The organism is Rhizobium sp. RAF36, from assembly GCF_052114105.1.
Lineage (GTDB): Bacteria > Pseudomonadota > Alphaproteobacteria > Rhizobiales > Rhizobiaceae > Rhizobium.
Genome location: NZ_JBFREC010000003.1, coordinates 286194 through 305094 on the forward strand (window position 1 = coordinate 286194; position 18901 = coordinate 305094).

Genomic DNA, 18901 nt, shown 5'->3' on the forward strand with positions numbered 1-18901 from the left:
TTAACGACGAGCCTGTCTGTCGTAGGGTTGCCGCGACTGAGAAGGCGCAGCCCAGCATCATCATCGAGGCCGCCAGCATGCAGCGCGCCGCCCGCACTCTGCCGTGAACCATGATAACGGAGACGCTGAGAGCAGCGCTCCCCCGGAACCTACAGAACTCACCGTGGCCGCAAGGCGGGCGGCTTTGTCTGGTGAATGAAGTCGTCCGAGATAGTAGAAAACGCCGATCGGCGCACATCCAATTCCGATCGCAACCTGACCAGCGGAGGCGGACCAGAAATCGGATGAAGCCGCAAAAGTGCTGAACCTGCAGCGCCCGTGATCATCATCAAGGTCATCGGTAACCGCATGCCCCAGCGATCGAAGGCGATGCCGACAGGAATTTGTAGCACCGCGAACGATCCAAAAAACGCAGACGCAAGCCAACCGAATTCAACAGGCGCGAGTCCGAGTTCATTCGAAATCAGCGGCCCGACGACACCGAAATAGCTTCGAAACAGAGAGCGGATAGAGATGCGCGCATTCATTCCCTGCAAGAAAACCAGGCTCCAAGACCGGGATGAGTTTCAGTCCCGCTTATCGGATCTCATGTCCGATCTTCGAGATACTGCTCCGCTCCTTCGATGGGCCGTAGCCATTTCTCCCGCCGTTTTATCCATAATTCGTACGTCGGTGCGAGTGGTGTGGGCGCCTCGGTGAGGATGCCGAGCTTGATCTCGGCCTCGTCCTCGTTCGCCGAGAACAACCTGGAACCGCAGTTCGGACAAAAGCGCCGTCCAGCGAACTCGCGCGTTTCGCCCTGGGATTCGAATTCAGCAGCCGGCCACACTGCGAAAAACGTGAAGGCCGAACCGCTCTCCTGTCGGCAGTCGGTGCAGTGACAGATGCCGATCCTGACTGGGTTGCCACGCAGGGCAACTCGGACGTTTCCACATTTGCAGGAACCGGTCAGTGTCGTCATTTCGGGGCTCCTGTTCCGTCGTCCACCACCTCCGTATCCGGACGATCTCCCCCGTCGACGTGCTCGCTGTGCCAACGACCATCCGAAAGTTGATAGGAAATCTCAGCGTCGCGACCTTCGAGATGCTGCCGTTCCGCGGCCGACTTCGCAGCGGACAGCGCCACGTCATGGTCGGCGAAAGTCTCCGACCAGACGTCGCCCAGCCTGTAACCGTAGCCGCCGTCGTGCGCACCGACATGGTATGTAAGTTTCGTCATTCTGTTTTCCTCCATTTGACACCGTATCTAGTGCAACGCGGCCATGGGCCAAGCCCGTCTCGCCGCGCCCCGATAGCCAACAATCTTTCGGCATGCTAACCACCCTTATCGAGAGGGAGTCTCATGAGAAGGAAGCTTGTCGCCGTCGCCGTCGCCGCGCTTGCTCCGGTCGTCGCAATGCTCGGATATAACGAGTATGCGATGCGGAGCCAGCGCAACGACGAAGTGCGCGCACAAGCTGCGCAGGCGGCCCGGCAGGCGTCCTCAGAAGTCGAGCGGATCGTCGAAGGACTGCACTCGCTTCTCATCTCCGTGCGCTCCATGCCGGCAGTGCGGAACCTCGACCCCGCCGTCTGCAACGCGTTCCTTAGGTCAGTTGCATCCAGCGTCCCGAACATCCGGATGATCTTCGTCGTCGATCTCGAAGGCAGGCCCGTATGCGGAAGCGTTGAAGCCCCTGCGAGCGTGACGTTTTCCGATCGTGATTACTTCACGGCTGCCGTCACCGGCGAGGACTTCGTCGTCGGGACGTACCCGAAGAGCAGGATGTCGGACACGGCCGTTCTGCCCGTGGCGATGCCGGTGGTCGTCGACGGCACCACGAAGGCGGTGGTTGTTAGCGGGGTCAAGCTCGACTGGCTTCAGAAACGCATCGCCGAGCGCGGGGTCGCTCCAGGCAATGCCGTCACGATCGCAGATAGCGGCGGCACCATCCTCGCGCGCGTGCCACAGCCGGAACGTTTCGTTGGAACTGTCATCCCTCACGATTTTCAAAAGCTGGTCCACGCCGTGCAGCCGGGCGTGATCGAGGTGGTGAGCCAGGATGGAACCGAGCGTGTCCTTGGCTATCAGCCAATTACGCCGGGCGGCAGTCCCCTCTATGTGAGCGCTGGCTTCTCGAAGGGCGAAGCGTTCGCCCCCATCAACCGGGCGACGACCATCAACGTCCTTGCGATCGTTGGAGGCGTTGTTGTTGCCTTCCTGGCGGCTTTCTTCGTGGGGACCAGGTTCTTGATATCGCCAGTGGTTTCGGTCGCCTCGGTCATGGATCGCTGGCGTTCGGGCGAGCTTACGGCCCGCACCTCGATGAAACCCACCGACGAAATGCACGCCGTGGGCGCTGCGCTCGATTCCCTTCTGGACGAGCTCGACTGTCGTCGCGTCCAGAACGAGCGGGCCGAGGAGGAGCGAATGCTTCTGGTCCGCGAGCTTGCGCATCGTGTCAAAAACGGCTTTACCCTTGTGCAGGCTATTGCCCGTCAGAGCTTCAGCAAGGCCGATCCCGACGCCTACCATTCGTTCGCGAGCCGACTGTCGTCTCTGGCATCGACATACGATCTCCTTCTGTCGAAAGACGCGAGCGCCTCTACCGTGCGAGAGGTGGTCGAGACCGCGCTGCGGTCTCACGGGGGCGACGATCACCAGCGCTTCCGAATTGATGGGCCGGAGGTTGCCCTGCCTGCAAACCTGGCGCTTCCGCTTTCGCTCGTCATTCACGAGCTGGCTACCAACGCTACCAAGTACGGAAGCCTTGGCAGCGATGGCGGACTGGTTTCCATCAAATGGACTTACGCCGACGGGCGGCTTTACCTGCTCTGGACGGAAACAGGCGGCCCGCCAGTCTCAGCACCGACGCGCAAGGGGTTTGGATCCATTCTCATCGAAAGAGCGTTTCCTGCTGCCGCAAAAGCCCGCTATAACCCAGATTACCGGCCCGAAGGCCTGGCGTTTGAAGTTGGTTTCACGGTGGAACCGTTCGCTACCGCGGACGCTCGGGTTCAAAGCGAGGAGGGAAAATGACTGCGAGTCGCACCAAAATCCTCGTAGTGGAAGACGAGCCTCTCTTGATGATGATGGCGGTCGGGGTCGTCGAAGACGCTGGTTTCGAGGCCATCGAAGCGAGCAACGCCGATGAAGCGATCGCGCTTCTTGAGAGCGATCCAGCAATCGTCATCCTCTGGACTGACATCGACATGCCGGGTTCCATGGATGGCTTAAAGTTAGCCGCTGCCGTTCGCGACCGCTGGCCGCCCGTCGAAATTCTCATCGTTTCAGGCAAACAGCGTCCAGGCAGCAACGAAATTCCGGAGCGCGGCGTTTTCATTCCGAAACCGTATGACAGTCGCATGGTTGCCGAAACACTGGTCCGGATGGCCGCCTAGGCGAATGTGCAGGCCGTCCCGGCTGCCTTGCCTCAACGCCGACGTTTACGTTGTCGGCAGTGGTGCTGCAGTCTCTCCAGAGGTTGCCGTAATCCAACTGTGGGTCATCGATATGGTGTCGCCCCCGGTCAGAAATGATCCATTCGAGTTGCAGGCTGCGGGCGACAGCCACCTAGCTTTCGGGGCGATACCGCCGGAACATCGGTTTAGAGTGGAACAACAGCCATATTTCGAAGTTTCTTTGGCTCTGGTTGGCGTACTGCGCCCCGCCATGCCCGACCTTGGAGACAGCGTTTATGATGCCCGCGCGCCAACTACCAATTTCGAGACCTCGGATTTACTATGTGAACCTCATCGATCTTTCGGACGCCAATAGCTGGCTGCAAACCCTAGATCACGCCGCCTCATTGCATTTTGACACAGTGATGACCGCGCCGCTTTTTTGCGGTGGGATCGTAAACGGTTCAAATCGCAACTTTATCGATAACGGGTCGAGACTTCCCAACTCGTTGAATGACCCCCTATCGTTTCTATGTGAAAGCGCGGCATCTAGAGGCCTGGGCCTCATGATGGACGCACCGATTGCAACCTTTCGAACAGAAGGGGGCGTTGGGTTAGGGGCTCTTGATCCCCGTCACTCACCATCTGCTCCATGGCGACACGCCGACAGCGCGACGTTAGACGCCCAAGCTCTCATTGCACGTGTTTCGGAGCTTTCCGAACTCGGCGTCGCCGGCTTTCGGTTCCTAGGACTGGAACGGCTTGGGGATTTAGATTTGCAACGCCTGGGTGGGTTCGATTTCGGGCATAAGCGGCCGTTGCGGCTCGTCTATACGCCCGGTACCGATTTCGCCTTTCGCGCCAGATTGGAAGGCCGCGGCTTTGATGGCGTATTTTCCTCCCTTGCCTGGTGGGACATGCGCGAGGGATGGTTTCTCCAAGAACACCGTTTACAACGAGCGCTAGGCCTGCAGGTGGCGTTTCCAGAAGCGCCTTTCGCTAGACGATTAGCCCATGGAACAGAAGGTCGCGAGGTACGAGAACGAAGATCCTTGCGTGCCCTCCGGCTCTCCGCCGCTCTCGGAGACGGGTTGATGATTCCGATGGGTTTCGAATTTGGTGCCGTACTTCCGCTCGACGTGACGCGTGGCGGAGAACTAGACTTCGACATGCTTCGGTCTGGCGGAGCATTCGATATTTCCTCAGCAGTCCGGGAGGCCAACGACGCCATTGCCTCCTCAAGGCCGATGGTGCCGACGGCATACGTGACTTCTCCGGAAGCAACCGCCATAACCTTAGCCGATCACGATGACCTTCGCGTGGCGGAGCGGGTGGGGATCGTGGTCATCAACCGAGACCTTCGCCGGCCCAGTCCCTTGCCCTGGGAAATTGTCTCACAGGCCGCAGCGCCTTTTTTTGTCCAAGCTCCCGGAAGCGAACCTAGATTCCTAGCGGCTGGAGAACTTCAACTGCTCAATGCGGCCGTAGGCGACGAGATTGTCAGCGAGAGCGTGTCTTCGCCGGGAGCGGCGTCTAATGAGTCGGAACGGATCGCAATCGAGAATATCGAGCCGCAAGTCGATAAAGGGCGTTTTGCCGCAAAGCGCGTTGTCGGGGAGACGGTTTCCGTCAAAGCGGACATTTTCGCCGATGGCCATGATCGGCTGGCAGCGTCTCTTCTGTATCGTGCCGTTGATGATGCCAACTGGACGGAATCTCCTCTCATCCTCGACAACAACGACCGGTGGGTGGGGCAATTCCGGCTCGACAGGATCGGTCGCTATGAATTTTGCGTTGAAGCTTGGAAAAATCCGTTTGCCATATATCGCCATGAACTCTCAAAGAAAGCTGAAGCTGGTTTGGATCTCACGCTCGAATTGATCGAGGGGGAGGCGCTTTTGCGCAAGGCCAGCGAAAGAATGGCGGCCCCCGGAGAAAAAATCACTGAAATTTTAAAAATCTTGGCAAATAGCGACCCTAGTGAAAAGACGAAGGTGCTTCTGTCTTCTCATCTGTCGGCACTGATGTCGGAAGCCGACGAGCGTCCATTCCGCACCCGTTCACCACCCTCGCTTGTTGACGCTGAACGAGTGCAGGCTGCATTCGCAAGCTGGTACCAGGTCTTTCCGCGGTCGCAAAGCGGTGACACCGAGCGTCACGGCACGTTCGACGACGTCATCAGCCGACTACCGGCAATTCGCGACATGGGATTTGACGTCCTATATTTTCCCCCCATTCATCCGATCGGAAGTACGAACCGGAAAGGTCGTAACAACAGTCTTAGGGCGGAGCCGGGCGATCCCGGCAGCCCTTACGCAATCGGGTCGCCGGAGGGGGGCCACGATGCAATACATCCGGAGCTCGGTGGCTTCGAAGGGTTTAGGCGTCTTGCCAAGGCAACCCGAGAACATGGATTGGAACTTGCGTTGGACCTCGCGATCCAAGCATCCCCGGACCACCCTTGGCTAACGGATCACCCAGGCTGGTTCGAATGGCGCCCGGATGGCACCATCCGCTACGCCGAAAACCCGCCTAAGAAGTACGAAGACATCGTCAATGTCGACTTCTATTCCAAAGACGCGGTGCCCGCCCTTTGGGAGGAACTGCGCGATATTGTCCAGCTATGGGTGGACGAGGGCGTCAAACTGTTCCGCGTGGACAATCCGCACACCAAACCGTTCCCCTTCTGGGAGTGGTTGATTGGCGACATCCGCGCTCGTCACCCAGACGTCGTGTTTCTGTCGGAAGCGTTTACGCGACCGAAGGTGATGTACCGCTTGGCCAAGGTCGGCTTTTCGCAGTCTTACACCTATTTCACTTGGCGCAACACCAAGTGGGAGCTCGAGCAGTACATGATGGAGATTACCCAGACCGAGGCCAAGGAATTCTTTCGGCCGCACTTCTTTGTCAACACGCACGACATCAATCCGGACTTTCTCCAGGATGCTCCACGGCCAGCATTCGCCATCCGCGCTGCCTTGGCTGCGACGCTGTCAGGGCTCTGGGGCGTCTATAACGGTTTCGAACTTTGCGAGGGCCGTCCGGACGTCAAGCGCAAGGAATATGCTGACAGCGAGAAATATGAAATTCGCGCTTGGGACTATGACCGTCCCGGCAACATAAAACCTGAAATCACGATGTTGAACCGCATTCGGCGCGACAATTCCGCTCTCCATTCCCACCTTGGTCTTACACTCCTCAGTTCTTCAAATCCCAATGTGATGTTTTTTGAGAAGGCGGCGCCCGGCCGTCACAATGTTTTGCTCGTTGGGATTTGCCTCAACCCTCACGGAATCGAGGAAAGTACTGTCGAGATCCCGTTATGGCAGTTTGGAAAAGACGATGGCGGCACACTGGACTTAGAGGACCTGGTCAGCGGCCGAAGGTTCTTGCTTACGGGCAAGTGGCAGACGCTCCGGCTGGATCCGTGGCATTTGCCGTTCGCAATCTGGCGCGTCAGAACAGGAGAGATTTGAAATGGACGCCGTGTCGACAAGCGAGAACCGGACCGAGACTGCGGACTCCACGCTGTGGTACAAGGATGCCATCATTTATCAGTTGCACATTAAGTCGTTCTACGACGCCAACGGCGATGGGATAGGGGATTTCGAAGGACTCTTCGAAAAGCTCGATCACATTGCGGCGCTTGGCGCCAATGCCATCTGGCTGCTGCCCTTCTTTCCTTCACCGCGGCGCGACGACGGTTACGACATCGCAGACTATGGCAGCGTCAGTCCCGATTACGGCACGATTGACGACTTCCGCAAATTCGTTGCAGCAGCCCACGATCGGAACATCCGGGTGATTATGGAGCTGGTCATCAACCATACCTCCGACCAGCACCCCTGGTTTCAACGGGCGAGGCAGTCTGCTCCGGGGAGCCCCGAACGCGACTTCTATGTCTGGTCTGACAACGACCGTAAATTCCCCGAGACCCGCATCATATTCATAGACACCGAGAAATCCAATTGGACTTGGGATCAGACCGCTGGGGCATACTACTGGCATCGCTTCTACTCGCACCAGCCCGATCTTAATTTCGACAATCCACTCGTAATGAAAGAACTGCTGTCTGTGATGCGCTTTTGGCTGGAGACGGGAATCGATGGTTTTCGTCTGGACGCAATCCCTTACCTGGTTGAACGTGAAGGGACGAATAACGAGAACCTGCCGGAAACGCATGCAATCCTGAAGCGGATCCGAGCGGCGCTCGACGAAACCCATCCTGGCGTCATGCTGCTTGCCGAGGCCAACCAGTGGCCGGAGGATACCCGCGAATATTTCGGGGATGGAGACGAGTGCCACATGGCGTTTCATTTCCCCCTCATGCCGCGGATGTATATGGCAATTGCAAAGGAGGATCGCTTTCCGATCACAGACATTATGCGGCAGACCCCGGACATTCCTGATACATGCCAGTGGGCGATCTTTCTGCGAAATCACGACGAGCTGACGCTGGAGATGGTGACCGATGCGGAACGCGACTACCTCTGGGACACGTATGCGTCCGACAAGCGGGCGCGTATCAATCTCGGCATCCGGCGCCGTCTCGCACCGCTCATGGAGCGCGACCGTAGGCGGATCGAGCTGATGAACGCACTTCTTCTATCGATGCGTGGCACACCTGTGCTGTACTATGGCGACGAGATCGGAATGGGCGACAACATCTATCTCGGAGATCGCGACGGCGTTCGCACACCGATGCAGTGGTCCCCCGATCGTAACGGCGGGTTTTCTAAAGCCAATCCTGCGCGCTTGGTGCTTCCGCCCGTTTCGGACGCGCAATATGGCTATGAGGCCCTCAACGTCGAATCCCAGACTTCAGACGCGCACTCGTTGTTGAACTGGACGCGCCGAATGCTGGCCTTGCGCAGTCGCCATCCCGCTTTCGGCAGAGGATCGCTCCGATTTCTGACACCGGAGAACCGGCGCATTCTGGCCTATATCCGCGAGCATGACGACGAGGTAATACTGTGCGTGGCCAACCTGTCGCGAGTCCCTCAAGCCGTCGAACTTGACCTCTCGGCTTACGAGGGTCGAGTGCCTGTCGAGCTTACGGGTATGTCGCCTTTTCCGCCGATCGGGCAGCTCACCTATCTTCTGACGCTGCCACCCTACGGATTCTTCTGGTTTCAACTCAACGCTCAATCGGACGGTCCCGCATGGCGCACCGCTCCGCCGGAGCAACTTCCAGATTTTCATACGGTTGTGATCCGGCGCAGCCTCACCGAACTTTTCGATGAAACTCCACATCAAGCCGTGCTGGCCGGCGACATTCTTCCGGCGTACCTGGCGAGACGGCGATGGTTCGGCGCAAAGGACCAGCCGCTTCAGTCGGCGAGACTGATTTCGGCGAGCTCCATACCCTTCGCCCACGGCGTCGTGCTCGGTGAAGTCGAGGCAGTCTTGCCCGATCACGTCGAAAGCTATCAGCTTCCGCTCGCGATCGAATGGGATGACACCACGCCCAACATCCTCGGGCAACAACTGGCCCTCGCGAGAATTCGGCAAGGGCGGCGTGTCGGTTTCTTGACGGATGGATTTACCGTCGAGCCCATGGCGCGGGGGATCATCGAGGGTCTGAAAAATCGATCTAAGATCACCGGTCGGTCCGGGACCATAGAGTATATTGGAACCGATTTCCTTGACCGCCTGGATATCAACGACGAGATGGAAATCAGGTGGTTATCAGCCGAGCAGTCTAATAGTTCTCTCATCGTTGGCGACGTCGCAATGATAAAACTCATTAGGCACGTCTTTGAAGGCATCCATCCCGAAGTAGAGATGACGCGCCATCTAACCCTGCAGGGATATGAACACACTGCACCCCTTCTTGGCGAGGTCGCTCGCACCGACGGAGAAGGGCGCCGCTCAACACTTATCGTCGTGCAAGGCGCTATCCGCAACCAGGGAGACGCGTGGAACTGGATGCTCGCCAATCTGCGTCGCGTTGCCGACGAGGTTGCGACCACCGAAGCCGAGCTGGACGCTGCCGACGATCAATTAAGGCCACTTCTCAGTTTCGTGGCCATGATCGGCCAGCGCCTCGGGGAGCTGCATGTGCTGCTAGCCAAGCCGACCGAAGATCCGTCTTTCGCACCCCGCCGGGCTGGATTGGCGGACGTCGACACGATCAAAAGATCGGTCACCGGGGAAATCGCGTATGCATTCTCGAAACTGCAGGAGATCGCTGATACTATTGAGGGCCCGCTCGAAGATGCCGTTCGGTCGCTGCTAGCTGAGAGGGACCAGATCCTAGATCTCGCGGCTCGGCGATCTGAAAAATCTGCGACGACGCTTCTTACGCGCGCCCACGGCGATTTCCATCTGGGTCAGATTTTGGTGACCGAAGGCGACGCCGTCATCATCGACTTCGAAGGCGAACCTGCGCGCAATCTCGCGGAGCGTCGTGCCAAGACGAGCCCCCTGCGGGACGCGGCGGGACTACTACGCTCGCTAGACTACCTGGTGGCAACCGCGACGCTCGAGAACGACGCTGTTTCCGACCATCACGATGAACGCCGGCGCCAACTTATCGTCCGGTTCGGCACTTCCGCCAAACGACTTTTTCTTGAAAATTACACTCATGCCTTGGCTGGATCGTCGAACCTGCCAAGTGATCCCCAGACGGTACAAGAACTCCTCGACATCTTTCTCTTGGAGAAGGCCGCTTACGAAATCGCCTACGAGGCCCGCAACCGGCCGAAGTGGCTTCCGATACCTCTGTTTGGTTTCGGCGAAATCGTGTCGCGGCTCCAAGGAGAGCCTGCATGACACAGCAAGCAGTAGCGATGACATCGGATCTTGATCCCGATGAACTGGTTGCGATCGTCGAGGGCCGGCACGGGGACCCTTTCGGCGTTCTCGGTCCGCATAAAACAGCCGACGGCGAGACGAAGGTCCGCACGTTTTTTCCAGGGTCGCTCGGCGTCGAGTTGCTTGACAGCCTCAGCGGCACGGTTCTCGCGGTATCGGCGCGAGTGCACCCGGCTGGAGTCTTCGAAGCTTCGGTCGAAAGCGGCGCAAAGTACCGGCTGAAAATCCTCTGGCCAGGTGGCGCGCAGGAAACCGACGATCCCTATCGGTTTGCTCCGCTGCTCGGCGAACTCGACCTTCATCTGATTTCCCAGGGAACGCACTATCAACTTGCATCGGCGCTCGGCGCGAATCCGATTTGGGTCGAAGACGTTGAGGGTGTCCGTTTTGCCGTCTGGGCGCCGAATGCCCGTCGGGTGTCGGTTGTTGGTGACTTCAACACCTGGGACGGTCGACGACATCCTATGCGCCTGAGGCGCGAGGCTGGCGTGTGGGAGATCTTTATTCCGGATCTGACGGTTGGAGAGCGCTACAAGTTCGAGATTTTGGATGGTCAGGGGAGCGTGCTCGCGCAGAAGGCCGATCCAGTCGCACGAGCTGCTGAAGCCGCGCCGTCTACGGCTTCCGTCGTTGCGTCCCCTGAACCCGTCAGGTGGCGCGACGCTCGGTGGATGGAGAAACGCGCAAGCACAAACGTTTTGGATCGTGCGATATCGATTTACGAGGTCCATGCTGGATCGTGGCTACGGGAAATGACCGACGGGGGCAGGTCACTCGACTGGTTCGAGCTCTCGCAGCGGCTGATACCGTACGTCAAAGAAATGGGGTTCACCCATGTCGAGCTCTTGCCGATCATGGAATATCCGTTCGGCGGTTCATGGGGATATCAGCCTTTAGGGCTGTTTGCGCCGACAGGACGGTATGGCACGCCAGAGGACTTCGGATATTTCGTAGACCGCTGCCACGATAGTGATATCGGCGTCATTCTGGACTGGGTTCCAGCTCACTTCCCCAGTGACGTCTGGGGCCTCGCTCGGTTCGACGGAACGGCTTTGTACGAGCACGAGGACCCGCGAGAAGGGTATCACCGCGACTGGAATACACTGATCTACAACTTGGGCCGGGCCGAGGTGAAAGGCTTCCTGATCGCCAGCGCTTTGGAGTGGTTGGACAGGTATCATGTTGACGGACTTCGTGTCGACGCCGTGGCCTCGATGCTTTACCGAGACTATAGCCGGCCAGAAGGGGAATGGATACCCAACCGGTATGGGGGCCGCGAGAACCTGGAAGCCATCGAATTTTTCAAGCATCTTAATAGCGTCGTGCATGAACGCCACCCGAACGTCTTGATGATCGCCGAAGAATCAACGGCGTTCCCAAAGGTGACGGCGTCGCCCGAAGATGGCGGCCTAGGCTTTGATATGAAGTGGAACATGGGCTGGATGCATGACACCCTCAACTACATGTCGGATGATCCCGTCTATCGCAAATACCATCACAGCTCTATGACATTCGGGATGATCTACGCCTACACGGAAAGGTTTGTCTTACCGTTTTCCCATGACGAGGTGGTGCACGGTAAGGGTTCCTTGCTGACGAAGATGCCGGGCGACGACTGGCAGAAGCTTGCAAACCTAAGAGCGCTTTACGGTTTCATGTGGGGCCATCCAGGCAAAAAGCTTTTGTTCATGGGGTGCGACATCGGACAGCGGAGCGAGTGGAACCACGACACTTCAGTCGAGTGGGATCTGCTCGACGAGCCTCGCCATGGCGGGCTCCAGCGATTGGTCAGGGATTTGAACCGAGTGTACTCTTATTTTCCACCCCTACAATACGGAGACCTGAATTCGGATGGATTCGAGTGGGCTGTCGCTGACGATACTGAACATTCTGTGCTGGCGATGATCCGGTACGACGAAAAGCAAAAGGCCGTCTGCCTCATCGTATCAAACTTTACCCCGGTACCACGGCACCGTTACCGGATAGGCGTGCCGTTGGACGGCCTTTGGCGCCGAATCCTCAGCACCGATGATACAGTATATGGTGGCTCCGGCATGGCAACTTCAGACGCTCAGTCCCAAACCAATGCCGCGAATGGTCGATCGTTTTCTATAGAGGCGGACTTGCCGCCCTTATCCACGGTTATGTTCATCCGAGAGTAAGGCGGCAGACGCATACGTCGTCGAGACGTCTGACGGGGATGATGTTCACCGGATGAAGCAGTGCTAAGTGGCCGGCTTGGCTGTTATTGCTGGTTGTCCTCACTCATCGTCTGGCTCGATAGACGATCGATGGCACCTCGGTTCATGTGTCGGAGCACGCCGGAAAGCGAGTCACGTTCCTTATCAGACATCAGCTCATCGACGATTGTCATTGCCTCTGACAGAAGTGTTTCGCGGTCCCGCAGACCCTTATTGAAGAGTCTGGCGACTGCTACCGTCAGCGCTCCGACGGAGGTCGGGTCGCCCGTTATTCCTTTGGCCCGTGCGATCTCCCTGACAACACTCGCGCACAGACGCGCGTCTTCTTTCGATGGCAAGCTCATAACCACTCCGCGATTGGCTCGCCCCAGCGAGTGGGGCGAGCCTGGCCAGATTGTTTAGAAATCCATGCCTGCCCCAGCCGGGATCGCCGGCGCGGCATCCTTCTTGGGCTTCTCGGCGATCATCGCCTCGGTCGTCACCAGAAGGCCGGCGACCGAGGCCGCATCCTGGAGTGCGGTCCGCACGACCTTGGCCGGATCGATGACGCCCTGTGTATAAAGATCGCCGTATTCGCCGGTCTGAGCGTTCCAGCCGAAGGAGAAGTCGGTCTTTTCACGCAGCTTGCCGACGATGACGGAGCCTTCGGCACCAGCGTTTTCGGCGATCTGGCGAACGGGGGCCTCGATCGCCCTGCGGACGATCTCGATACCAACCTTCTGGTCTTGGTTGGCGGTTGCAAGATCGTCGAGTGCCTTTACAGCCCGCAACAACGCAACACCACCGCCCGGCAGGATGCCTTCCTCGACGGCGGCACGCGTTGCATGAAGCGCGTCGTCGACGCGATCCTTCTTCTCCTTGACCTCGACTTCCGTGGAGCCACCGACACGGATCACCGCAACGCCGCCTGCCAGCTTGGCCAAACGTTCCTGCAGCTTCTCGCGATCGTAGTCGGACGTGGTCTCTTCGATCTGCGCCCGGATCTGGGCGACGCGGCCGTCGATCTCGGACTTGGAGCCAACGCCGTCGATTATGGTGGTGTTTTCTTTCTCGATCGCCACCTTCTTGGCTCGACCGAGCATGTTGAGCGTTACGTTCTCAAGCTTGATGCCGAGATCTTCGGAGATGACAGTGCCGCCGGTCAGGATGGCAATGTCTTCGAGCATCGCCTTGCGGCGATCGCCGAACCCCGGCGCCTTGACAGCCGCAATCTTCAGACCACCGCGCAGCTTGTTGACGACGAGCGTAGCAAGAGCTTCGCCCTCGACGTCTTCCGCGATAATCAGCAGCGGTTTGGAGGACTGCACGACGGCTTCGAGGACCGGCAGCAAGGACTGAAGGTTCGACAGCTTTTTCTCGTGGATGAGGATATAGGGGTCCTCGAACTCGACGCGCATCTTGTCCTGATTGGTTACGAAGTACGGCGAGAGGTAACCGCGGTCGAATTGCATGCCTTCGACAACTTCGAGCTCGGTCTCGGCGGTCTTGGCTTCCTCGACGGTAATGACGCCTTCGTTGCCGACCTTTTCCATCGCCTCTGCTAGATATTTGCCGATCTCTTCGTCGCCGTTGGCCGAGATGGTGCCGACCTGGGCGATTTCGGAATTGCTGGTGATCTTGCGGGCGTTGGTCTTCAGTTCCTTAACGACGGCGTCGACGGCAATATCGATGCCGCGCTTAAGGTCCATCGGGTTCAGACCGGAGGCGACGGCCTTGGCGCCTTCCTTGACGATCGCCTGGGCGAGGACAGTTGCGGTGGTGGTACCGTCGCCGGCGAGATCGTTGGTCTTCGATGCCACCTCGCGCAGCATCTGGGCGCCCATGTTCTCGAACTTGTCTTCTAGTTCAATTTCCTTGGCGACCGAAACACCGTCCTTGGTAATGCGCGGCGCGCCGTAGGACTTGTCGATGACAACGTTGCGGCCTTTTGGGCCAAGCGTGACCTTCACGGCGTTGGCAAGGACATCGACCCCACGCAGCATGCGTTCGCGTGCATCGGTGTTGAATTTGACTTCTTTCGCAGCCATTTGTTCACTCCTTCAATAGGCAGCTTTTTGACTCATGGGCGGTAATGCGTGATTACGCGGCCCGCTTCTGCTCGGCCTGAGCTTCTATAATGCCCAGGACGTCGCTTTCCTTCATGATCAGCAGATCTTCGCCGTTGATCTTGATTTCGGTGCCGGACCATTTGCCGAACAGAATGCGGTCGCCAGCCTTGACGTCGAGCGCCTGAATCTGGCCAGTCTCGTTGCGTGCACCAGGGCCAGCGGCGACAACTTCGCCTTCCTGCGGCTTTTCCTTGGCAGTGTCAGGGATGATGATCCCACCCTTGGTCTTTTCTTCGGATTCAACCCGACGGACAAGAATGCGATCATGAAGCGGTCGGAACGACATGTTTTCCTCCATTGGACAAAAAAGATGACGCAAAATCCCCTGCCGGACCGGGTGACCAATCCGGACGGGGCGAACCTCATCTGAGCGTTCGCGTTCAAAATTTATTTTCGAGATTTTGTGATTTCAAGAGGGGCGGGAGAAAAAATTAGCACTCGATGTCGCCGGCTGCTAACATGCTGGAAAGGAACAATAAACGCCTTTGATGGTTTAAGAATACCGTTGATAGATGGATGATTTTACGTCACCTTCGCAGTGTCATGAAACGGAGATAAAGCATGCAATTCTCGTCGGATTTCGAGCGTCAGCTTAACGGCTACGGCCTCACCACCGCGCACATCCTCTACCGCATTCCCGATTTTGAATCCGTCCTGCAAACCTACGTTTGGCAGGACTACGATCTTGCACCGGACTTTCCAGAAATGCGCAAATTCCTGGACTTCTGGCGCAACAGCCTCGACGGACCGCTACACTCCGTCCGCTATACACACCGACGTCTGATTGGACCGAACGAATGGCGCCGTGTCGAAGGCGAGTTCAAGCTTCACTGAACTCTTGATTTTGATATTTCCGCTTCCTAGCTCACCCGGCGATCGGGGCTTGATCAGTCCGGTCGCTTTCCACGTCTGTATGGAGTGAGACCACATGGAAGAAAACATTAAAGTCATCAAAGGTGCCAGCATCCCGGAGAGGGAAAAGATCATTGTTGATTTCGCGCGCTGGCTCGAGACTGCTTCGCAAGATGCACTTGTCTACGGTGAGGGCCGTTTTGCTGTGATGTCGGCGAATATGGCGCAAGCGATCCGCATAAACGCCGACGAACTTGCGCGCGACAATCCCGAAGCGACCGAACGGGTACTGCAGCAAGCCTGCGCGATGATTTCAAAGTTCAAAGCAGCGTACCCGCATCGCGTTCTCAGTCGCTCAGTGCACTGACGATGGGGCAACTTGCGATCGGCGAAAAAAATGCGCAGCCGATCTTGAAATGGAAAATCGCTAAAACCAAATCGATTATTGCCAGCCGCTGAGACAGGGCTGACTTCGCCGGGAGCGCCGCTTTTGGCACTCTCGTACCCATGTTGCTTCAAGGAGGATATGGCTATGGCAACATCTTACGACTACGCACCTCTCTACCGCTCGAGCGTAGGTTTCGACCGGATCTTCACTCTTCTGGAGAACGCCCAGCGTGCCCGGTCGACCAACGACTGGCCGCCTTATGACATCGTCAAGAACAATGACGACACCTATACGATCTCGATTGCGGTGGCTGGATTTGCACAGGACGATCTCGATATCACTTTCCAGTCCAATCTGCTGACCGTCACCGGTAAGAAGCAGGAGACACCGGCCGATGGCTACCTGCATCGCGGCATCGCCGGACGCCCGTTTGAACACCGGTTCGAGCTTGCCGACCATGTCCGGGTGAACGGAGCAGATTTGAACAGCGGTCTTCTCTCGATTGAGTTGGTCCGTGAGATCCCTGAAGCATTGAAGCCCAGGAAGATCTCAATCCAGAGTACGCCTGCGTTGACGTCGACTGCTTCGGCGCAGATCGAAGCGCAGAAGGCGGCGTGACCTTTTAGTTCATTCAATGGTCAGCGGCGCCATCGCGATGGCGCCCATCGACATTCCGGGTTGGAAAGGAGAGAACGATGAAACCCGATATGTTCAGAAAACCTGTCACCATTCTCGTCGGCCTTGGCTTTCCTGCAGAAGTTCGCACCGTCATGGATGCTTACCGACATCTTGTTGAGTGGCCCACTTCGTTCAGGGACACGGCGCATTCAGTCGCCCTTAAAGCATGCCAGGCCGCGCTTCGTGGCGAGATCGAAGCGGAGACGGCGCGTGGTTTGTTTGTAGCATTCGCGCAGAAGCATGAACTTCTTGCGCCTCAAACATCTGCTGTCGTGGCGTCTCGCGCGCGAAGCGACCGCGATCCCCACGTGCAGTAAGGTCAAGTATTATGAGGCACATCGTGTTGCAGCAGTTGATCGACAATGCAGCAACAATGGGTCCGATTGTGTTGATGCGGGGGATGCATCTTAGACGGCCGACAGATGTTGTAGAGGCGTCGTCTCTCTCGACCGATGACAAACGGACGATCCTTGCTGCGTGGGCGTCCGACCTTTACGCGGTCGACTCGAAGCCAGCGCTTCGGCACTTGCCGGGAACGCCAGAACCGGTCTTAATCGATGAGGTTCAGTCAGCACTAATAGAACTCGATTTGCGGAATTCTTAGTTCCGTGCACCACACCGGAAGTACGGACCTTTCCCCAATGGGATGCCGGACTGCGGTTTAAAAAGATGAGGATTTGGCCCTGTGGTCGAGGAGATGCACGGTGTTCGAAAGCCGTGCATCGAAACGACGGTATCGATGTGGCGACACGTTGCCCGTGAGAGCCGACACGAAGGCTGGAATGCAGACACACACTTCCTGTGGTAGCGATTTCGTTTAGGGTTTCGGCTGCCGCCTAGATGGTGGCGGCAACCGAGCGACATGGCAGGTGATCAAACCCCGCTAAGTCTCAAGGAACTGCCCTCATCGTGACCGCGCAGCGCATATTGCGGGCAAGGCTCGAGGCCCCGCGGCCCGTGCTTAATCAGAAGCGTTGTCGTTTACCCCGGGCGCTGTTGGCTTGCTTTGATCGACCACGGCCTCGCGGGTGAACCTCGCGCGGCCGTAGTTACCGACGATCATGCCTATTCCGTCCAGCCGCACGTGTGGAGATCGTACAAGCGTGGGCCAATGCAAAGTCTTGGGCGTCCCGTCAAACGATGACGTCAATGCTCTATTGAGATTCGCCAATCTAGCAAAAGGCCCGCCGGAGAACGCCGGGCGGGCCAAGAGCTGGATGGGTCCAGAAGGCTGATGCCTGTTTCAGCCGTGCCGATTGAACCATCAAGCCGAAGACATGGCAACACGCTTAATGTGCTGGACTTCAGTGTAGCCGGGCAGGAACCAGAACACGGCCAAGTGCATTTTTGTATTCTGTCGTGTGCACGTGGCCGCGCGGCCGAGCCCCCCAAAGTGTGGAGGGCGCGCTATGTGACACGTCATGGTGGAGCTTGCATGAAACAGTACAGTTGGACCCTGATGAGGCCTGGAGCCATTCCCAACATCGGGGTGGGAACCCTTGATGAAGTGGCAGGAGCGGTGCATCGTTGTCAGCTGCCGGGAATTCCATCTGCAGCCTGGCTGATGGACGAGATGAAGGCCAGACAAGATTTGACCGGTACGGCCAGATATAATTACGCGCTAGGTCAACCCGACGAATGGCGCTTTGCCTGGATTGCACAGTGAAGCGCTTACAGGCTGGCGGCATCTCACTTGGCAGGATGACAAGCTTGTCCCTAGAGCAGTAGTCCTAGAGGGGATTTCTCGTTCTCTGATGCCGTTGCAAGACGCGGGTTTGCTTCGCAATTCCTTTTCAATGCCCGAAGCCGACTTCCAAGGCCAAACGTCGACAAGAACACGGCCCATCCAGGGTGCCGGTAAATTGGGCCGCGTCCCTCCGTTCGGCGGTAATCACCAGCGTGATCGAGGCGAGCGGCTAGCGAAGATGCGGCGTCTGATAGACTTTATGGCAGACCGGCACGGCGCCCATTTCGGAAAGGCCGTGCCGCATCAATGTAAACATTCAGAGTTGAGAACAAAGGCCGCGCGTCGAGCTGATACTCTTCAGCAGCGAGCAACGGAGGATGATTGACTCGGCTTGCCATAGGCCGACGATCTGGCCGCTGATTTGAAGACCCTCGCTACTGGTGTCGAACCGCATCGCAACACCGGCAGGCCAGTGACGTTCAGCGGCCCGCCAGACCGCGGAATCCGGGGACTTGCTCCATTCGATAAAAGCGTCGAGCGCTGTTGTGACGGCGTCTCGCGAAAGCCCGGTTGCGATGATGTCGTCGATCGCTTCGTCGACGATACTCGCTATGTTCCGGACTAGGTCTTCGAAATCGCGATCGCCTGCGCAGCCGCCGAAGAAGACGAATGTGTTGCGGCGAGGAACTAAGCCAGCTTGATGAGGCAATTGCACGAGGCGACGACCGACGACGGGATCGTTTCCATGCCTATCATAGGTTCGCTGGTGCGCATGCCAGACCGGCGAAATC

Annotated in this window: 18 protein-coding genes; 11 read left to right on the plus strand and 7 right to left on the minus strand. The window is 57.7% G+C overall.

Features of this window, described 5'->3' with window-relative positions; all coding sequences use genetic code 11:
* Window positions 1–158: 158 nt before the first annotated feature.
* The 3 genes from AB4Z25_RS12720 to AB4Z25_RS12730 are packed head-to-tail and all read right to left on the minus strand — an operon-like array spanning window position 159 to window position 1218.
* On the minus strand, window positions 159–527 hold the full coding sequence (locus AB4Z25_RS12720; RefSeq protein WP_442208341.1) for an MFS transporter: 369 nt from the start codon (window positions 525–527) through the stop codon (window positions 159–161).
* Window positions 528–586: 59 nt separating this feature from the next.
* Window positions 587–961 (minus strand): GFA family protein, encoded by a 375-nt coding sequence (locus AB4Z25_RS12725; RefSeq protein ID WP_442208137.1) that lies wholly within the window; start codon window positions 959–961, stop codon window positions 587–589.
* Window positions 958–1218, minus strand: a complete 261-nt coding sequence (locus AB4Z25_RS12730; protein WP_112389389.1) for a hypothetical protein — start codon at window positions 1216–1218, stop codon at window positions 958–960. The genes AB4Z25_RS12725 and AB4Z25_RS12730 overlap by 4 nt, the downstream gene beginning before the upstream one ends.
* 123 nt (window positions 1219–1341) lie before the next feature.
* On the opposite strand from AB4Z25_RS12730, the gene AB4Z25_RS12735 reads away from it, so the two are divergent.
* The 5 genes from AB4Z25_RS12735 to glgB all read left to right on the plus strand — a co-directional run bounded on the left by AB4Z25_RS12735 (window position 1342) and on the right by glgB (window position 12358).
* Window positions 1342–3018: a sensor histidine kinase gene (locus tag AB4Z25_RS12735; protein WP_442208138.1), complete on the plus strand. Its 1677-nt coding sequence runs from the start codon at window positions 1342–1344 to the stop codon at window positions 3016–3018.
* A complete protein-coding gene (locus tag AB4Z25_RS12740; protein ID WP_112389387.1) occupies window positions 3015–3380 on the plus strand; it encodes a response regulator in 366 nt (121 codons plus the stop codon). Before AB4Z25_RS12735 ends, AB4Z25_RS12740 begins: the two co-directional genes overlap by 4 nt.
* A 296-nt stretch (window positions 3381–3676) precedes the next feature.
* The gene (locus tag AB4Z25_RS12745) at window positions 3677–6856 is read left to right on the plus strand and encodes an alpha-1,4-glucan--maltose-1-phosphate maltosyltransferase (RefSeq protein ID WP_442208139.1); all 3180 of its coding nucleotides are present in this window, start codon (window positions 3677–3679) and stop codon (window positions 6854–6856) included.
* Window position 6857: 1 nt separating this feature from the next.
* Window positions 6858–10154 carry a maltose alpha-D-glucosyltransferase gene (treS, locus tag AB4Z25_RS12750; protein ID WP_112445385.1) on the plus strand — a complete coding sequence of 1099 codons (3297 nt, stop codon included), beginning with the start codon at window positions 6858–6860 and terminating at the stop codon, window positions 10152–10154.
* Complete coding sequence (glgB, locus tag AB4Z25_RS12755) at window positions 10151–12358, plus strand: 1,4-alpha-glucan branching protein GlgB (RefSeq protein WP_112540239.1); 2208 nt, start codon at window positions 10151–10153, stop codon at window positions 12356–12358. The genes treS and glgB overlap by 4 nt, the downstream gene beginning before the upstream one ends.
* An 83-nt stretch (window positions 12359–12441) precedes the next feature.
* Here glgB and AB4Z25_RS12760 read toward each other — a convergent pair whose 3' ends face one another.
* The 3 genes from AB4Z25_RS12760 to groES are packed head-to-tail and all read right to left on the minus strand — an operon-like array spanning window position 12442 to window position 14791.
* Window positions 12442–12741 carry a hypothetical protein gene (locus AB4Z25_RS12760; RefSeq protein WP_112540241.1) on the minus strand — a complete coding sequence of 100 codons (300 nt, stop codon included), beginning with the start codon at window positions 12739–12741 and terminating at the stop codon, window positions 12442–12444.
* Window positions 12742–12795: 54 nt separating this feature from the next.
* Window positions 12796–14424 (minus strand): chaperonin GroEL, encoded by a 1629-nt coding sequence (gene groL / locus AB4Z25_RS12765; RefSeq protein ID WP_112389382.1) that lies wholly within the window; start codon window positions 14422–14424, stop codon window positions 12796–12798.
* A gap of 52 nt (window positions 14425–14476) precedes the next feature.
* Window positions 14477–14791 carry a co-chaperone GroES gene (groES, locus tag AB4Z25_RS12770; protein WP_112445381.1) on the minus strand — a complete coding sequence of 105 codons (315 nt, stop codon included), beginning with the start codon at window positions 14789–14791 and terminating at the stop codon, window positions 14477–14479.
* A gap of 275 nt (window positions 14792–15066) precedes the next feature.
* Here groES and AB4Z25_RS12775 point away from each other — a divergent pair, with 275 nt between their 5' ends.
* The 6 genes from AB4Z25_RS12775 to AB4Z25_RS12800 all read left to right on the plus strand — a co-directional run bounded on the left by AB4Z25_RS12775 (window position 15067) and on the right by AB4Z25_RS12800 (window position 18089).
* The gene (locus AB4Z25_RS12775) at window positions 15067–15339 is read left to right on the plus strand and encodes an usg protein (protein WP_112389380.1); all 273 of its coding nucleotides are present in this window, start codon (window positions 15067–15069) and stop codon (window positions 15337–15339) included.
* Between the two features lie 94 nt (window positions 15340–15433).
* Entirely contained in the window at window positions 15434–15724 is a 291-nt protein-coding gene (locus tag AB4Z25_RS12780) for a hypothetical protein (RefSeq protein ID WP_442208140.1), read from the plus strand.
* A 165-nt stretch (window positions 15725–15889) separates the two neighbouring features.
* Window positions 15890–16363 carry an Hsp20 family protein gene (locus AB4Z25_RS12785; RefSeq protein ID WP_112389378.1) on the plus strand — a complete coding sequence of 158 codons (474 nt, stop codon included), beginning with the start codon at window positions 15890–15892 and terminating at the stop codon, window positions 16361–16363.
* A 77-nt stretch (window positions 16364–16440) separates the two neighbouring features.
* Window positions 16441–16740 (plus strand): DUF982 domain-containing protein, encoded by a 300-nt coding sequence (locus AB4Z25_RS12790; RefSeq protein WP_112443998.1) that lies wholly within the window; start codon window positions 16441–16443, stop codon window positions 16738–16740.
* 11 nt (window positions 16741–16751) lie between these two features.
* Window positions 16752–17027 (plus strand): hypothetical protein, encoded by a 276-nt coding sequence (locus AB4Z25_RS12795; RefSeq protein WP_112389376.1) that lies wholly within the window; start codon window positions 16752–16754, stop codon window positions 17025–17027.
* 831 nt (window positions 17028–17858) lie between these two features.
* Window positions 17859–18089: a hypothetical protein gene (locus AB4Z25_RS12800; protein WP_112444000.1), complete on the plus strand. Its 231-nt coding sequence runs from the start codon at window positions 17859–17861 to the stop codon at window positions 18087–18089.
* A gap of 337 nt (window positions 18090–18426) precedes the next feature.
* Here AB4Z25_RS12800 and AB4Z25_RS12805 read toward each other — a convergent pair whose 3' ends face one another.
* Window positions 18427–18825 carry a hypothetical protein gene (locus AB4Z25_RS12805; RefSeq protein ID WP_442208141.1) on the minus strand — a complete coding sequence of 133 codons (399 nt, stop codon included), beginning with the start codon at window positions 18823–18825 and terminating at the stop codon, window positions 18427–18429.
* Between the last annotated feature and the right edge of the window lie 76 nt (window positions 18826–18901).

Bases quoted from the DNA above. Each gene is read 5' to 3' on its own strand.
- AB4Z25_RS12800 (WP_112444000.1), top strand. From the start codon at position 17,859: ATGAAACAGTACAGTTGGACCCTGATGAGGCCTGGAGCCATTCCCAAC.
- AB4Z25_RS12780 (WP_442208140.1), top strand. From the start codon at position 15,434: ATGGAAGAAAACATTAAAGTCATCAAAGGTGCCAGCATCCCGGAGAGG.
- AB4Z25_RS12735 (WP_442208138.1), top strand. From the start codon at position 1,342: ATGAGAAGGAAGCTTGTCGCCGTCGCCGTCGCCGCGCTTGCTCCGGTC.
- AB4Z25_RS12745 (WP_442208139.1), top strand. From the start codon at position 3,677: ATGATGCCCGCGCGCCAACTACCAATTTCGAGACCTCGGATTTACTAT.
- AB4Z25_RS12725 (WP_442208137.1), bottom strand. From the start codon at position 961: ATGACGACACTGACCGGTTCCTGCAAATGTGGAAACGTCCGAGTTGCC.
- AB4Z25_RS12775 (WP_112389380.1), top strand. From the start codon at position 15,067: ATGCAATTCTCGTCGGATTTCGAGCGTCAGCTTAACGGCTACGGCCTC.
- AB4Z25_RS12790 (WP_112443998.1), top strand. From the start codon at position 16,441: ATGAAACCCGATATGTTCAGAAAACCTGTCACCATTCTCGTCGGCCTT.
- AB4Z25_RS12785 (WP_112389378.1), top strand. From the start codon at position 15,890: ATGGCAACATCTTACGACTACGCACCTCTCTACCGCTCGAGCGTAGGT.
- groL (WP_112389382.1), bottom strand. From the start codon at position 14,424: ATGGCTGCGAAAGAAGTCAAATTCAACACCGATGCACGCGAACGCATG.
- AB4Z25_RS12730 (WP_112389389.1), bottom strand. From the start codon at position 1,218: ATGACGAAACTTACATACCATGTCGGTGCGCACGACGGCGGCTACGGT.
- treS (WP_112445385.1), top strand. From the start codon at position 6,858: ATGGACGCCGTGTCGACAAGCGAGAACCGGACCGAGACTGCGGACTCC.
- AB4Z25_RS12720 (WP_442208341.1), bottom strand. From the start codon at position 527: ATGAATGCGCGCATCTCTATCCGCTCTCTGTTTCGAAGCTATTTCGGT.
- AB4Z25_RS12795 (WP_112389376.1), top strand. From the start codon at position 16,752: ATGAGGCACATCGTGTTGCAGCAGTTGATCGACAATGCAGCAACAATG.
- groES (WP_112445381.1), bottom strand. From the start codon at position 14,791: ATGTCGTTCCGACCGCTTCATGATCGCATTCTTGTCCGTCGGGTTGAA.
- glgB (WP_112540239.1), top strand. From the start codon at position 10,151: ATGACACAGCAAGCAGTAGCGATGACATCGGATCTTGATCCCGATGAA.
- AB4Z25_RS12760 (WP_112540241.1), bottom strand. From the start codon at position 12,741: ATGAGCTTGCCATCGAAAGAAGACGCGCGTCTGTGCGCGAGTGTTGTC.
- AB4Z25_RS12740 (WP_112389387.1), top strand. From the start codon at position 3,015: ATGACTGCGAGTCGCACCAAAATCCTCGTAGTGGAAGACGAGCCTCTC.